The sequence below is a fragment of the Pseudoalteromonas sp. QJM3NY_22 genome, assembly GCF_056173065.1.
Genome location: NZ_CM149655.1, coordinates 1,059,015 through 1,074,097 on the forward strand (window position 1 = coordinate 1,059,015; position 15,083 = coordinate 1,074,097).

At 38.4% G+C, this 15,083-nt stretch carries 12 protein-coding genes; 5 read left to right on the plus strand and 7 right to left on the minus strand.

The annotated features are described in order from the left end of the window. Complete coding sequence (locus AC0VZ4_RS04710; RefSeq protein WP_475441057.1) at window positions 1–768, plus strand: TatD family hydrolase; 768 nt, start codon at window positions 1–3, stop codon at window positions 766–768. On the opposite strand, the gene AC0VZ4_RS04715 is transcribed toward AC0VZ4_RS04710, so the two are convergent. Continuing rightward, window positions 735–1,355, minus strand: coding sequence for an AhpA/YtjB family protein (locus AC0VZ4_RS04715; RefSeq protein ID WP_008137440.1), 621 nt, complete (start codon window positions 1,353–1,355; stop codon window positions 735–737). The two genes, AC0VZ4_RS04710 and AC0VZ4_RS04715, sit on opposite strands and share 34 nt — an antisense overlap. Before the next feature lie 148 nt (window positions 1,356–1,503). Here AC0VZ4_RS04715 and serB point away from each other — a divergent pair, with 148 nt between their 5' ends. After that, window positions 1,504–2,532, plus strand: coding sequence for a phosphoserine phosphatase SerB (gene serB / locus AC0VZ4_RS04720; protein WP_342863480.1), 1,029 nt, complete (start codon window positions 1,504–1,506; stop codon window positions 2,530–2,532). A gap of 19 nt (window positions 2,533–2,551) precedes the next feature. Here serB and AC0VZ4_RS04725 read toward each other — a convergent pair whose 3' ends face one another. Further along, window positions 2,552–5,029: a PilZ domain-containing protein gene (locus AC0VZ4_RS04725; protein ID WP_475441058.1), complete on the minus strand. Its 2,478-nt coding sequence runs from the start codon at window positions 5,027–5,029 to the stop codon at window positions 2,552–2,554. A 356-nt stretch (window positions 5,030–5,385) separates the two neighbouring features. On the opposite strand from AC0VZ4_RS04725, the gene radA reads away from it, so the two are divergent. Both radA and AC0VZ4_RS04735 read left to right on the plus strand, forming a co-directional pair. After that, a complete protein-coding gene (radA, locus tag AC0VZ4_RS04730; protein WP_457934803.1) occupies window positions 5,386–6,771 on the plus strand; it encodes a DNA repair protein RadA in 1,386 nt (461 codons plus the stop codon). Window positions 6,772–6,858: 87 nt separating this feature from the next. Continuing rightward, entirely contained in the window at window positions 6,859–7,791 is a 933-nt protein-coding gene (locus tag AC0VZ4_RS04735; RefSeq protein ID WP_475441059.1) for a YbhB/YbcL family Raf kinase inhibitor-like protein, read from the plus strand. Between the two features lie 603 nt (window positions 7,792–8,394). On the opposite strand, the gene serA is transcribed toward AC0VZ4_RS04735, so the two are convergent. From serA to AC0VZ4_RS04755, 4 genes are read right to left on the minus strand one after another with little or no spacing between them, the layout of a single operon-like run. Further along, window positions 8,395–9,624: a phosphoglycerate dehydrogenase gene (gene serA / locus AC0VZ4_RS04740; RefSeq protein WP_007377804.1), complete on the minus strand. Its 1,230-nt coding sequence runs from the start codon at window positions 9,622–9,624 to the stop codon at window positions 8,395–8,397. 9 nt (window positions 9,625–9,633) lie between these two features. Further along, on the minus strand, window positions 9,634–10,287 hold the full coding sequence (rpiA, locus tag AC0VZ4_RS04745; protein ID WP_475441060.1) for a ribose-5-phosphate isomerase RpiA: 654 nt from the start codon (window positions 10,285–10,287) through the stop codon (window positions 9,634–9,636). A gap of 53 nt (window positions 10,288–10,340) precedes the next feature. Beyond that, the gene (locus tag AC0VZ4_RS04750) at window positions 10,341–10,937 is read right to left on the minus strand and encodes a 5-formyltetrahydrofolate cyclo-ligase (protein ID WP_475441061.1); all 597 of its coding nucleotides are present in this window, start codon (window positions 10,935–10,937) and stop codon (window positions 10,341–10,343) included. Window positions 10,938–10,956: 19 nt separating this feature from the next. Further along, on the minus strand, window positions 10,957–11,505 hold the full coding sequence (locus AC0VZ4_RS04755; protein WP_475441062.1) for a hypothetical protein: 549 nt from the start codon (window positions 11,503–11,505) through the stop codon (window positions 10,957–10,959). 181 nt (window positions 11,506–11,686) lie between these two features. Here AC0VZ4_RS04755 and AC0VZ4_RS04760 point away from each other — a divergent pair, with 181 nt between their 5' ends. Beyond that, the gene (locus AC0VZ4_RS04760; protein ID WP_475441063.1) at window positions 11,687–13,678 is read left to right on the plus strand and encodes an LTA synthase family protein; all 1,992 of its coding nucleotides are present in this window, start codon (window positions 11,687–11,689) and stop codon (window positions 13,676–13,678) included. Between the two features lie 163 nt (window positions 13,679–13,841). Here the strand turns inward: AC0VZ4_RS04760 and metK are convergent, their stop codons facing one another. After that, window positions 13,842–14,993 (minus strand): methionine adenosyltransferase, encoded by a 1,152-nt coding sequence (gene metK / locus AC0VZ4_RS04765; RefSeq protein ID WP_138586947.1) that lies wholly within the window; start codon window positions 14,991–14,993, stop codon window positions 13,842–13,844. Window positions 14,994–15,083 lie beyond the last annotated feature (90 nt).

Genomic DNA, 15,083 nt, shown 5'->3' on the forward strand with positions numbered 1-15,083 from the left:
GTGCAATTTATTGACTCTCATTGCCATCTCGATTTTAGTGAGTTTGATTCAAATCGTGAATCTCTCATAAGAGAGTGTGTAGCAAAGGGAGTTAATCAGTTTATTGTGCCAGGCATTACCCTTGCTCAATCGCATGCCCTCATAGAGCTCAAAACAACCTATCCAAGTATAAAAATAGCGGCAGGGCTACACCCTTATTTTTTAAAACAGCATGAAGAATCTCATATTGAAGCGTTGTTTGAGTTTGCAACTACAAATAAGCATCAGCTGGTGGCCATTGGTGAGTGTGGACTTGATAGAAGTATTGAAAACCTCTGCAAACAAACTTATTTATTTGAACAGCAAATAGAGCTATCAAACAAGCTTAACTTGCCGCTCATTGTGCATCATAGGCAAAGCCATGATTTAATTGCGCAATCGTTTAAACGTTGTAAGCCAAAAAATGGGGGGGTAATTCATGCATTTTCAGGTTCAATCCAACAAGCGCAGTACTATATCAAACAGGGCTTTAAGCTAGGAGTAGGTGGTGTTATTACCTATGAGCGCGCAGTTAAAACACGCGCCGTTATTGCTGCTATCGAGCCAGAAAATTTAGTGCTAGAAACAGATTCTCCCTCAATGCCTTTAAGCGGCTATCAAGGTGAAGTTAACACGCCATTGCATATACCCGATGTATTTAATGCATTGTGTGATTTAAAGCCACACAGTAAGAGAGAGACGCTTGCTAAGCTACTTTATGATTCTTGCTCAGATGTTTTTTGCATGTAGCGATTAACCTGCCAACGTTTTAAGCCTCGCCCTAATTGCCACGTGAAAATGCAGGCAATCACTAGCATTAAAAGTACTTGGCGACCTAAATCATGAAAATGATTATGACTGTCGGCAATTGCTGCTCGTGTTAAATACGTAACTGACACAAACCCAAGTGGACGATCATCATCACTTATCACAGGCTCTACAAAGGGGGTTTTTAATTTGCTAATACCTGGTGTTGAATCAGGAAGTTGGCCAAAAATATGATGCGATTGCCAGTTATCGCTACTGGCTATTAAAATACCTTGTTGATCGTAAATAGTTGCCGAAAGTACAAATTCATCTTTGCTTATATCGTTACAAATTGTATTTAGCTGTGGTTTGTTTTTTTCGATTAAAGGTGTTTTTACATTCAAAGCCATAAACTTAGTCAAACTTTTTGCAGTGCTATCGGCACTATCATAAAGCAGTTGGTGGCTTTGGAAACTGCTACTAACAGCAACCCAACTTAGCAACACAAAACAGGCAGCCGCAAGTAACAGGCGCACAAGCCGCTTTCTTTGAGAAGCCGATATAGGATTTTTAAGATGGTTATTTTTCATAGTCACCGTATATGCTGCTGACAGGATTTTGATTTGATGTTACAACTAGCACTATAACCTTAAACCTCACCTGATGGCGAATTTAGCGCTAATAATACCTACATCAATTAGTTTATATCAGGAAAATAAAAATAAATACGGAGATCTCATGGCGCAAACGAGCATGGCACAGCTTAATACTGATCAATCATTATCAATGTTAACTTTAAATCAATGGTTTAGTTATCAGGATTGTACTTTTTTACCGCTTAATAATGTTCCAAATAAACAGCTGGGATTATTTAGTATCGCATTTGCAGGTGACTTTAACACAAGCCATGTGACTAGCATTATTGATTTTTTAGCTAAGCATAACCAAATAGTTACAGCTATATGCCAGTATCAACCTGATTTAGGGCTAGCCCCCGCACTGTGCTTTTATATGCAAAATGCAGAGCAAGCTATAAACCCGTTAGAGCTTCAAACGTTTTCAAGTACGCTTGATTGCCAGTTAGTACAAGTAGCCACACCTCCTAACCTTTATGAGCCTGGTTTGTTGGTTATGGATATGGACTCAACGGCGATTACCATTGAATGTATTGATGAAATAGCGCGTTTGGCCAATGTGTATGACGAAGTAGCGTCGGTTACAGCACTCGCGATGGCAGGTAAACTCGACTTTAGCGAAAGCTTAAATCAACGTGTCGCTAAACTGGCTGGTATTGAAAAAAGCTTGATTGAAGAGCTTAAAAATACATTACCACTCATGCCAGGTATTAAAGTGCTTTGCCAAATTTTAAAACAACATAACTGGTACTTAGCTATCGCATCAGGTGGTTTTGTACCGTTTGCAGAACGTGTACAAGCGCTTATTCATTTAGATGAAGTTCATGCTAATGTACTTGAATTTGAAGGCGATAAACTAACGGGTAAAGTACTGGGTACAATTGTCGATGCACAGCAAAAAGCGGTTGTTTTAGAGATGCTTCAACAAAAGCTAGGACTTGAAAAAATACAAACGGTTGCTATCGGTGATGGTGCAAATGATTTAGTCATGATGGCTAAAGCAGGCCTAGGTGTTGCCGTACATGGTAAACCTAAAGTAGTTGAGCAGGCACAAGCTGCTATTTGCCAAGGATCATTATTGCAATTGTTGTATATGTTGGCTATTCCGTTAGGAGAAGAGCCTACTTTTTAAATAGATTAGGTTAAACCGGTTAACGTAAGCGGTTTAACCAAATAAGTTTACGACGTCCCATTTGCTCAATTTGTTGTTGATTGAGGTCTAGGTGGCTAAGCGCTTCTTCAGTAATATCTACTACGTCACCTACGCCTGCTACAGACCATAATGCTTTTTCCAAATCCTTTGCTTTATGCATAGCGTATTGGCTTACATATTTTAATTCGTTAGATAAGTAATCGGTATCAGGACGTCCCGTACGTGATAAATATAAACGCATCACAAAAATTAGATCCGATTTAATACCTTGGCTAATTTGTTTCTCAAAGCCGCTGTAGTCTTCACCTAGTACACATTGGCTTGTAATAGCCTCTTTGATATCTCCTTTGCGGGGATCAAAGTTAATAGCGATTGTAAATGCCAGAGGAGGGTCTTGGCGGCTTCTATCTTTAATATGCGGCGAAATTACATTAATTATTTGCTCATCGGTCAATATACTAGATAAGTCTGTTTTATTACTCAGCAGCCCAAAGTTTTGTAAAATTACATGTAACGGGCTAGCGTATAAACCAAAACCAATGGCTCCCGTTTTAAAATGAGCAGCTTCTTTATGTAAGTATAATGGAAATTGACATACGCTTTTTGTAACCATATTTCTAAGCGCGGTAGATAAGCCTTCCACTTTAGGTGCTTCTTCAGATACTTTAAGTTTGTCTTTGTTGTTTTCAATTAACTGAGTGAAAAAGGTAACGCCAGCATGAGGGAAGTCAGATACCCGACTTGCTTTTAAGTTAATGGTAGTAAACGATTTACCAATTGCCATTACTTCATATTTTAATTCACTAAGTTGGTGCTTTTTAGTTATTTTTTGCAAGTCAGGAAATGATAATAAAATAATGTCACCTTTTTTAAAGGTGATGGGTTGCTCGCACTCAAGTTGTAAGCCCATTACAGAAAAGTCACGCGTGTAGCCACTAAAGGTAATGTCACCTAAGGTTACTTTTGCTGCTGTTTTATATAGGTAGCGCTTATGCGAACGTAAATTTACATATTCAAGTGCAACAATATCTAAATAAGGTGGTGTTTGATGTTTAGCATGACCAAAATGTTTAAGCTGATTTACAAGTGCTTTATCATAATTTAATTTTTTATACTGCTCTTGTTCTACAGCATTACCAATACTTGTTAAAACAACAATGTACTTTACATCTTTTACTAGCCCTTCAACGCGAGGCGAAGGCGGCTTATTGAGCTTTTCAATGTTTTCACCAGCACTATTAGGTAAAGAAAGTGGAATGTACGAATCGTCTGGGTGAGTAGGCATGATTTGAAGTTTAAAACATTGCCAACTTTCTTTTTGACTGCCAAAACTTAAAAATAAACTGCTCAACTCAGGCGTTTTTTCAAGTTCACTACGTGTTGCAGAATAATAGTAAATTTTACCTGAGGATACATGCGTAAAAGTATAGAGATAATCCTCTTTAACGGCCGTTGTTTGCGTTAGCAATTGGGTTATACGCTGGTGATTGAGTACATTGTACAAACAAGGGATTGCTCTTTCGTCAGTAAAATAGCGCTGAATAAAAATATTATTTTCTGTTGTTAAGCTCAAGCTTGGGTAATAGTGATCATCTTTTTTGCTTAAAAATACATATAAAGAAGTTACTCGCGGAATGTAATATTGCTCATAGCCTTTTGAAACGACAGCATCAAGTGTGTTATCAAGGTTGACTTTATAACGGCGTTTATTGCCATGAATAAAGCTTTTTAAAAAGCGATCAAATGCTTCATTATTTTCTACATAAGTACGCTTTAAACGAATGTGGTTGTATTCACGAGATATATTTTCCACAGCCACTACTTCGTATTGAATACCGTTTTTTAAGCCTAGCTCAAAGTCTTGCTCAAGCCCGACTAAACGCATTGCGATGAGTTGACCTTTCTTTAAAATATGGCGGGTAACGAGCTTTACTTTACAGCCACTAAGAGAAATGTCAGAGGTACTTGCCGCAATGTTTTTCTTGTCATCGTAGGCAATAGTGACTTTTATTGAGTAGTTCATCCGCTCTTCACGGCGACTCTCATAAGAGGCAAATTTAATGACATCGGTATCTAACGAGTCATCTAGTTCTGGTAGTTCAGCCTTTTCTATAGCCTTTTTTTGTAACACACGATGATTATTCTCAGTATTCATTACTGCTTCGTACACGGCTAACGTGTACTCACCATGTTGTTCTAAAGCTTTTTCAAAAACCTCAATGGCAGTATCATCCATAAAGTGCTGTTTGCCATTGTGTTCATAGGGCTTTACATGTCCGGTAACTAAACCGCGTAAATCAACAAATCGGGCAACAGGCTGAGATAAGCGTGACATCTCCATTTTCATCAAAAATTGTTCAGGCTTTGTAAGCTCTGCCGTTTTTGATTTGAAAATCATGTCAAACTTGGTGTTACCTAAATATTGTTTTAGCTCATTCACGAGGTCTTCGTGTTTGAGCATTATGTCATCAGCCATTTATAAAACCATCACCGTCTAATTGAAAAAGTAGGTATACTGTTGAGTCTATTTATTAGAAAAAATAAACGTTAAACCATTCTATGTTGTTAATATAGGTACGGTTATTTGAGTAACTACAGTTTAGCTCTTGTTATTATTTGTTAAATGCCATTTTGTTGGCAAGTTACTTTAAATTATTTCAAAGCAAAAAGTATGCCCTAAATTACAGGGAATAAAAACAGAATTGTATTTAATGATTGTGATGCTAGGTTTTTCACAGGTAAAAATCGTTGCTGAGAAAAAGCGTGGAATGGCAAGATAATCATTTAATGGTAAGCATTTTAAAAATTAAAGAATAGTAGGTAAGGTTATTAATGGCAAAAGCGGCAAAAGTAGAGTTTGTTTGTACTGAATGTGGCATGAACTACCAACGTTGGCAAGGTCAATGCCGCTGCGGTGCATGGAACACATTAGCAGAATTTAAACCTTCAGCAGGGCAAAGTAAAAAAGCGGCAGTCCGAGCAAGTGTAGGCGGTTATGCTGGTGGTATTGGTGGCGGCTCTAAAAAAATTAATGACATTACTACAACAGAGGCTGAAAAACAGCTAACTGAAATCGGCGAACTCGATCGTGTGCTAAGCGGTGGTGTCACAACAGGGTCGGTTAATATAATCTCTGGCGATCCTGGCGCTGGTAAAACTACATTGCTGTCGGATTTAGTGGCTAGGATGTCACAGCGTATGCCATCACTTTACTGTACGGCAGAGGAATCTTTATCACAGTTTAAAAACAGGGTTAACCGTTTAAAGTTAAACTACAATCCTGATGAACTTTATTTACTTTCAGAAACAAGCGTTGAAACAATTATTGATGAGCTTGAGAAGAATAAAATTAAGTTTGCTGTAATCGACTCTATTCAAGCTGTTGTAACCGATACCGCTAATGGTAGCCCAGGCTCGCCTTCGCAAGTAAAAAGTGCCGCACAAGCATTGACTCAATATTGTAAGCAAAATGATGTAACCATGTTCATTATTGCTCATGTAAATAAGAATAACGAAATAGCTGGCCCGCAGACCTTGGTGCATATAGTGGATGCGCTTTTACATATTGACACCAACGATGGGCAAATTCGTACTTTGCGAGCCAATAAAAATCGCTTTGGTGATATTGATACTGTGGGCATTTTTAAAATGTGCGAACGCGGTATGTTAAGTGTTGATAACCCAAGCGAAATATTTTTATCGGGTTCAACCACCGATTCACCTGGGTCTACAATTACTTGTATTCGTAAAGGAAATCGTAATTTATTACTCGAAATTCAATGTTTAACCACCGAAACTGAGGCGGAATTTCCGCAGCGTGTTTGCGTTGGTTTAAATATGAATCGTATAAAAATGCTGACCGGTATATTGCGCAAGCACACTAAAACTAAAATATTTCACGATACGTTTTTCAATATAGTAGGTGGTTTAAGAATTGATGAATCAGAAACCTGTATTGATTTGGCGTTAGTTACCGCATTACTTAGTAGTTTAAATGAATTTGTTGTACCTCGTACCACATGTATTATGGGTGAGCTTAGCTTAAATGGCGATGTACGCCCAATTGATAGTGGTGTACCGCGCGTTAAAGAAGCAGCACAACATGGTTTTACTGAAATATTTATTCCATTTCGTAATTATCATAAATCCATGGAAGGGTTGGGTGCTAAAATCACCCCAGTAAAAACAGTGCATGAGTTACTTAGTTTAATTAACTAGCCAGCAAAAACGCTTAACCGGTAATGTTCATCAGTGTTACTCTTGAGTTAAGACCATTTTATATTAAGAATTAAATAAGGAGATAACATGAAAAAATTAGTTATAGTTGCCGCTATTGTTGCAGCAGGTGTTGGTGGTGTAAGTTATGCAAATTATGTAGCAACACAAGAAGTACGTGCAGAAGTAGATAAGCAACTTGCTTTAGTAAGTGAGCAAACGGGCGCTATATTTAAATATGCTGGTTTATCAGCAAGTGTTATTTCAAAAAGCGTAGAAATAACAAATATGGAAGTAATAAGCCCTGAGGGTGACAATGTTGCTAAGATTCAAAGTATTGAAATAACGGGTTACGATCCGGATAATATTTCGCCTCATACATCGTTTGATGTAAAAAGCTTCCAGTTTGATAAAGACTTTGCCGCAAAATTACCAGCAGATACGAACGAAATGTTAGCATCGGCAAGCTATGACTTACACTCATCGCTTGATTACGACGAACAGTCGGGCAACAGTGATGTGGTTGTTAAATTAGATGCAAAAGATATTGTTAGTTTTAATATGAATATGGGCTTAGCTAATTCAAAAGCACTAATGGATGCGTCATTGGCTATTAGTAAGGCGCAACAAGAAGCCGGTAATCAACCTCTAACTTACGAGCAAGAGTTACAGCAGCAAACACTTGTTATGCAAGCAATGGGCAAACTGGAGCCGCGCAATGTTAGTTTTGCCTTAAATAATCAAGGTAAGCTAAAAGATTTATTATCAAGTGAGCTTGAAAAGCAAGGTATGACGTTAGAGCAAATGGAACTTATGCTACAGCAGCAGTTACAACAAGCTCCCGTAACGCAAGACATAGCTGAGGCTTTAACTAGCTTTGCTAAAGGTTTGAATTCATTTAGCGTATCTGCAAAATTACCTGAAGGTAAAACCATGATGGAAGTTAATCAACACATTATGATGCTAGTAGGGCAACCTGAAGAACTCGTTAAGTTTATTAATTTAGAAGTAAAAGGTGATTAATAATCGCGTTGAGCTGTCAGTGAGCCGAAAAGGTGTTGATAGTTCAATTTAAATAATTTAAGCGTGAGTTTTACTCGCGCTTTTTTGTGCCTTGAGGTTTTTATTTTAAACGGTGTTATTTAATATATTTAGATATGTAAAGCGAGGTATAAAACCTCACCTACAAATTATATATACCCAAGCGGTCGGTGCGATTTTACATCGCGCACATGTAACGCGTGTTTTTAATATGTACAAGCGAGGTATAAAACCTCACCTACAAAATTATATATACCCAAGCAGTAGGTGCGATTTTACATCGCGCACATGTAACGCGTGTTTTTAATATGCAAAAGCGAGGTATAAAACCTCACCTACAAATTATATATACCCAAGCGGTAGGTGCGAATTTATTTCGCGCTTGTGCATTATCGCTTAAATTTTTAAACAGCGAGGTATAAAACCTCACCTACAAAATTATATATATCCAAGCGGTAGGTGCGATTTTACATCGCGCACATGTAACTTATGAGAAATACACAGCTTATAAAAAAACACCGCGCTTAAATTAAGTGCGGTGTTTTTATAAAACTGTAGTTATTGCTCAAAGAGCCAATCTCATTATTAATGAAGAATACGTGCTCTAATTGTACCCTCAACAGCGCTTAGCTCTTTAAGTGCAACTTCAGAGTGATCAGTATCTACATCAATAACAACATAACCAATTGCTGAATCTGTTTGCAGATATTGCGCGGCAATATTAATACCGTGCTGTGCAAACGCTTGGTTAATTTGCGTTAGTACGCCAGGGCGATTGTGGTGCACGTGTAATAAACGGCTACGATTAGCAAGCTCTGGTAGCGATACCTCGGGGAAGTTAACCGCAGTAATGGTTGAGCCGTTATCTGAGTATTTAGCCAGTTTACCTGCTACTTCAATGCCAATATTCTCTTGTGCTTCTTGTGTCGAACCACCAATGTGTGGTGTTAAAATAACATTGTCGAATTGACGCAGTGGAGATACAAATTCTTCATCGTTAGATTTAGGCTCAGTAGGGAACACATCGATTGCTGCACCACTTAGCTTTTTCTCGGTAAGCGCTTCTGCAAGTGCATCAATATCAACAACAGTTCCGCGAGAAGCATTGATCAAAATAGATCCCTGCTTCATAACAGCAAGTTCAGCTGTGCCGATTAGGTTTTTAGTTTGCGGCGTTTCTGGTACGTGTAAGCTAATAATATCAGAGCGTTGTAATAGCTGAGTTAGGTTATGAACTTGTTTTGCATTACCCAGTGATAACTTATCTTCGATATCGTAAAACTCCACGTTCATACCGATATTTTCAGCCATAATACCCAGCTGAGTACCAATGTGACCGTAGCCAATAATACCTAATGTTTTACCACGTGCTTCAAACGAACCATTTGCTGTTTTTAACCAGCCACCACGATGAGCCGCTGCATTACGCTCTGGAATACCACGTAATAAAAGCAGGATTTCGCCGAGCACAAGCTCTGCAACAGAACGAGTGTTAGAAAACGGTGCGTTAAATACAGCAATACCACGTTCGCGTGCGCTGTCTAGGTCAACTTGGTTTGTGCCAATACAAAAACAACCAACTGCAACGAGCTTTTCAGCGGCATCTAATACCGCTTCGCTTATATGAGTGCGAGAACGAAGGCCTACAAAGTGTACATCTTTAATGCGTTCTTTTAGTTCGTCCTCAGGTAAGGATGTTTTAACGTAATCGATGTTGCTGTAACCGTTACGTTTTAGCGTTTCAACAGCGCTTTGGTGAACACCTTCAAGCAAGAGAATTTTAATTTTGTCTTTTGCTAACGATACCTTACTCATAACCTCATCCTATTTAATTTGAGGCCCATTTTTAGTGCCGATAATCACTTTATCAGCACCACGCATCGCAAATAGGCCGTTGGTAACTACGCCAACAATTGAATTTATTTGTGTTTCAAGTTGTTTGGCATTGGTAATTTTTAAGTTAAATACATCTAATATAACGTTACCATTATCGGTAACTACGCCTTGACGGTAAACAGGGTCACCACCAAGTTTTAATAATTCTCGTGCAACGTAGCTGCGCGCCATAGGGATAACTTCTACCGGAAGCGGAAAGTCACCTAACGTTTCTACTAATTTGGTGTCATCTACAATACACACAAATTGTTTAGCTACTGCGGCTACTATTTTTTCGCGAGTAAGGGCTGCACCGCCACCTTTAATCATTTCATTTTGAGCGTTAATTTCATCAGCGCCATCAACGTAGACATCCAAAACATCAATGTTATTGAGCTCAAATACTTCAATACCTAATTCTTTTAAACGAACGGTAGAGGCTTCAGAGCTTGATACAGCGCCTGCAATAGTGTCTTTTACTGAGCCAAGTGCATCAATAAAATGGTTAACTGTTGAGCCTGTACCTACGCCTACTATGGTGTCTTTTTTTACAAACTCGAGTGCAGCCCAGGCAGCTGCTTTTTTTAATTCATCTTGTGTCATTAATGTGTGCTCATCTATATCAAAAGTATGCTGCTAGTATACAAATTAACGTGTTACCAGCAGTAGGTTTTATCTGGAGTGATAATAGTTTTAAGTGGTACATCCCACGACTCAATGGGTAACACGTCTACTTTTTGACATTCATGTGCTAAGCCAATAAGTTGTGGTTTTTGCCAATTTTGTTCGTGTAAACGCGCCAGTGTTCTATCATAAAACCCGCCTCCCATTCCTAGGCGATTACCTTGTTTATCAAATGCAACTAACGGCATAAGGAGGTAATCAAGCGCTGGTAATGGGCATATTTGAGAGCAGTTGAGCTTAGGTTCAAAGATACCATAGCGGTTTGCCCTCATGGGTGAGTTTTTTTCATAACGCTGAAATAGTAAATTAGCGCCATTGAAGGGGTGTATTACAGGGAGGTAGATGTGGTGATTTAAATCCCATAAACTCTTAATTAACAATGAAGTGTCTAACTCTCCGTCATTAGTTAAATAAATTGCAATATGCTCTTTTTTAGTTGTTTTTTTATCTTTTAAATATTGAATAAAATTCATGTTTACTTGCTGAGCCGCTGTACCCTGTTGACTTTTTGATAAGTTATTACGGGTTTTACGGATATATTCTCTTATCTGTGAACGTTTATTGCTCATTTTCGTTCCCAGAACATAATTAAAAAGAGAATAAATTAGGAAATGCTAAATATGCAGCTAACACTATGAGCAGTGTGATTACTGTTGCTATAAGTGAATATAAAACGATATTACTGCGCTCATTAGGCGGGCTAATAAGCTCTTCATCAAGCATAAGATCGTCGTCCTGCCATTCTTCACTATTTGAAACGGGGGTTTTTGATTCAATTTCAGGAAGACGTTGCTCTAGCTCTTCTAGTTTTTCTTCAAGGCGAATTAAGCTACTTGTGATGTAATCTAGCGCATCAAAAATTCGTTCATCACGTCGTTCATTATTTGCTAGAGCAGAAGTGCTTTGGGTGTTACTCGAAACGGCTTGTAGTTTGCTTTGGATCCCTAAACTAGCAAGTAATTTAGCCTGTTTTAAGGCTTTATCTTTATTGCTCGGTGCGAAGAGTGATTTACCCTTAAAAAAAGCAGTTACTTTTTCTTCAGAGGTTTTTAATTTTTCTGCTAGGTTTGTACATGCTGTTTTAGCGTTAGTGCCATCAGCTAACCCTGCAAATATAACGCGAAAATTGTCGGCCATCTAACTACCCTTAAAGCTTTTATTATTTAACGAGTATAAACCTAACTCATTTAGAAATGCAGTCCTACCTATAAATTAAAGTTATTTAATTAATTACAAATAATTACATTTGTTTTGTTGTTAGCTTTTATTTATTCAGTAAAATTGCGCGCCCAAGGATATTTCATTTAAGGACACACCTTTGTTTGATTCTCACATGGCTCCTGCGAGTCGTTGGCTACAGTTTGTAAAAGAAAGTGGACGTATTGCAACACTATGGTTTGCCGGCGTTTTACTTTTTATGAGTTTTCGCGTTTTCTTTTTGATCTATTTTAAAGACAGAATAACAGCACAGTTAGATGCAGATGCTATTTTTGCAACGTTAAAAGCGGGTTTTGCATTTGATTCAGCAGCTACCGGTGTATGCTTTAGCATCGCATTTCTTTTAAACTGTATTTTACAACCTATGCATTTAGGGCACTGGGTAAGTAAGGCTCGTCTGTATACGGGAAGAATATTTTTTATAGTCACCACGTTACTATGCATTGTGAGTGTTACTTATATAACAGAGTACGGCAGCCAATTTAACTACTTTATGCTAGAAGGGTTGAAAGACGATCAACAGGCTATTGCTTTAACAGTTGTTGAGCAATATAAACCATGGGGTAGTCTTCTTAGTTTAGTTATTTTATTAGCGCTAACGTTTAAAATAAATAAAGTGGTTGATCAAAAACACTATACATTTATTAATCGCCTTTTCACTACTTGTATTTATAAGCGCACAATACTAATTGTATTAATTGTTGTGTTATTTATATGCGCAATACGAGGATCTTTTGAAACACGTCCAGCGTCAAGAAAATGGTCAGCAGTAACAGCCGATGCATTTGTAAATAACCTAGTCATAAACCCGTTTAGAAGCTTTATTTATGCGATTAAAGACTATAACGACTTACAGAGCTTTGGTTTAAATGGCCACAACCCTTATCTAGGAAAAAACTCACCAACGATAGAAAATCCTCTAGCCGCTTTTGAGCAAGAAACAAATGCTCCATTATTGGCAGCTCCATCACAGGTATTTTTTATCGTAATGGAAAGTTACGATGCTTGGCCATTACAACAAAAATATGCATCACTTAACTTAACTAACGAACTAAGTAACTTGGCGAGTAAAGGCATCTATTTAGATAATGTTTTGCCTGCCGCAAGTAGCACAATGAATTCGTTATCAAGCCTTATGTCGGGTATTGCGTATGCTGGTGTGAATATGAGCCGTATTGGGCCTCAAAAGCCGACCAGTAAAATGTCAATATTTAGCCAATTAGAGCAGCTTGGTTACAAAAGTCGATTTTATTATGGTGGCTTATTATCATGGCAAAATGTCGGAGAATATGCACTTTCACAAGGTGTCGATAAAGTATTTTCAGCAGTTGATGCTGGAGGAAAAGGCAGTGCTGGTGTGTGGGGAATTGACGATGGGCAATTATTTGATTTAGTTGATAAGACAACAAACGATAAAAGTTTTAATCTCATTATGAGCGGCAGCTACCATGGTCCATTTAACCTAGATTTAGATCAATATGGTTACCCTTTTAAATCTTTGGCAGATTATCCAAAAGAAATCCAAGCCTTAGGTGATGACTTGCTAGACCCTTATGTGTTGGGGCACCTTTGGTACTCAGACAAAATGTTAGGTCAGTTTGTTCGTAAAATGGAGCAGCGATACCCAGATGCTTTATTCATAATAACGGGGGATCATTATGGTCGTCGTTACCTTCATCACCAGCCTGATCTGTATGAGCTAACTCATGTCCCGATTGTAATTTATGGTAAAGGGGTTAATTCAAATTGGGTCGCTAAAGATCAACTAGCAAGCCACATGGATATTGCACCGACTTTATTAAACCTAATAGCGCCAAAAAATACTGAATTTTATAGTATGGGGCAATCATTACTAAATATGCCAGAAAAAGAGCGCACTGTATTTGGCTTTCAAACAATACGAACTGAAACAGAGCTTTGGCGTGGTGATTTATCTTCGGTCTATGAATATCAAAAAATAGATCCACTTGATAAAACACGTTTATCACCAAACCATAAACCTGAATTTAAAGCCGTCGATAGCCAAACAGAGCAAGCATATAATCAATATATGGCTACAGCGTGGCATTTGCTTACCAGAGGGATGGATTAAAAAAGCAGTTTTTACAGGCTGCCTTTATTTAATTTTTGATACTTTAATTATGCATAAAAAAAGCGCCAATTGGCGCTTTTTTTGTATTTAACCTGAACTCTGGTTAAGAGATTTACTAACTTATTATCCAGGGTTCAAGTTATTTAGATAGTTACTTAACCAATTAAAGGCCAGCTGCTGCGCGAAGTGCGTCAGCTTTATCTGTACGTTCCCAAGGGAATTCGTCACGACCAAAGTGGCCATAAGCCGCTGTAGGAAGGTAGATAGGGCGCTCTAAATCAAGCATTTGAATTAAGCCGTAAGGACGTAAGTCAAAGTGTTCACGAATAAGCTCGATTAAACGGCTTTCTTCTAGCTTGCTTGTACCAAACGTTTCAACGCTGATAGAAGTAGGCTCTGCAACACCAATTGCATAAGAAACTTGTAGCTCACATTTGTCAGCAAGACCAGCAGCAACAATATTTTTAGCAACATAACGTGCAGCGTATGCAGCACTACGGTCAACTTTTGATGGATCTTTACCAGAGAAAGCCCCACCACCGTGACGAGCCATACCACCGTATGTATCTACAATGATTTTACGACCTGTTAAACCACAATCGCCCATTGGTCCGCCAATTACAAAGCGACCTGTTGGGTTAATGAAAAACTTAGTCGCGCTTGTAATAAGCTCTGCAGGAAGTACTGGCTTGATGATTGTTTCCATTACAGCTTCTACTAAATCAGCTTGAGAAATGTCTTCGCTGTGCTGAGTAGAAAGCACTACAGCATCAATACCTACTGGCTTGCCGTTTTCGTATGCAAAAGTAACTTGAGATTTTGCATCTGGACGTAACCAGTTAAGCTCGCCGCTTTTACGAACCTCAGCTTGGCGTTGTACTAAGCGGTGTGAGTAAGTAATTGGAGCAGGCATTAGTACTTCTGTTTCGTTACATGCGTAACCAAACATTAAGCCTTGGTCACCAGCGCCTTGCTCTTCTGGGCTAGTACGGTCAACACCTTGGTTAATGTCTGGAGACTGCTTACCAATAGTGTTTAAAATTGCACATGAGTCTGCATCAAAACCCATGTCTGAATTTGTGTAGCCAATGTCACGAATTGTTTTACGTGTAATTTCTTCGATATCAACCCATGCGCTAGTAGTGATTTCACCACCAACCATAACCATACCGGTTTTCACGTAAGTTTCACACGCTACGCGGGCATGAGAGTCTTGCTCTAGGATAGCATCAAGTACCGCATCAGAGATTTGATCGGCGATTTTATCCGGATGACCTTCAGAAACTGATTCAGAAGTAAATAAATGTTTTGCCATTGTATTTCCGCTCACAAATATTGCGCTTCACAAACGTCGGTATTAGCGCTAAAAAATTAAGGGGCGTATTTTATCGAAAACAAAACACCT

Bases quoted from the DNA above. Each gene is read 5' to 3' on its own strand.
- serA (WP_007377804.1), bottom strand. From the start codon at position 9,624: ATGAGTAAGGTATCGTTAGCAAAAGACAAAATTAAAATTCTCTTGCTT.
- AC0VZ4_RS04755 (WP_475441062.1), bottom strand. From the start codon at position 11,505: ATGGCCGACAATTTTCGCGTTATATTTGCAGGGTTAGCTGATGGCACT.
- metK (WP_138586947.1), bottom strand. From the start codon at position 14,993: ATGGCAAAACATTTATTTACTTCTGAATCAGTTTCTGAAGGTCATCCG.
- AC0VZ4_RS04715 (WP_008137440.1), bottom strand. From the start codon at position 1,355: ATGAAAAATAACCATCTTAAAAATCCTATATCGGCTTCTCAAAGAAAG.
- radA (WP_457934803.1), top strand. From the start codon at position 5,386: ATGGCAAAAGCGGCAAAAGTAGAGTTTGTTTGTACTGAATGTGGCATG.
- rpiA (WP_475441060.1), bottom strand. From the start codon at position 10,287: ATGACACAAGATGAATTAAAAAAAGCAGCTGCCTGGGCTGCACTCGAG.
- AC0VZ4_RS04735 (WP_475441059.1), top strand. From the start codon at position 6,859: ATGAAAAAATTAGTTATAGTTGCCGCTATTGTTGCAGCAGGTGTTGGT.
- AC0VZ4_RS04725 (WP_475441058.1), bottom strand. From the start codon at position 5,029: ATGGCTGATGACATAATGCTCAAACACGAAGACCTCGTGAATGAGCTA.
- serB (WP_342863480.1), top strand. From the start codon at position 1,504: ATGGCGCAAACGAGCATGGCACAGCTTAATACTGATCAATCATTATCA.
- AC0VZ4_RS04750 (WP_475441061.1), bottom strand. From the start codon at position 10,937: ATGAGCAATAAACGTTCACAGATAAGAGAATATATCCGTAAAACCCGT.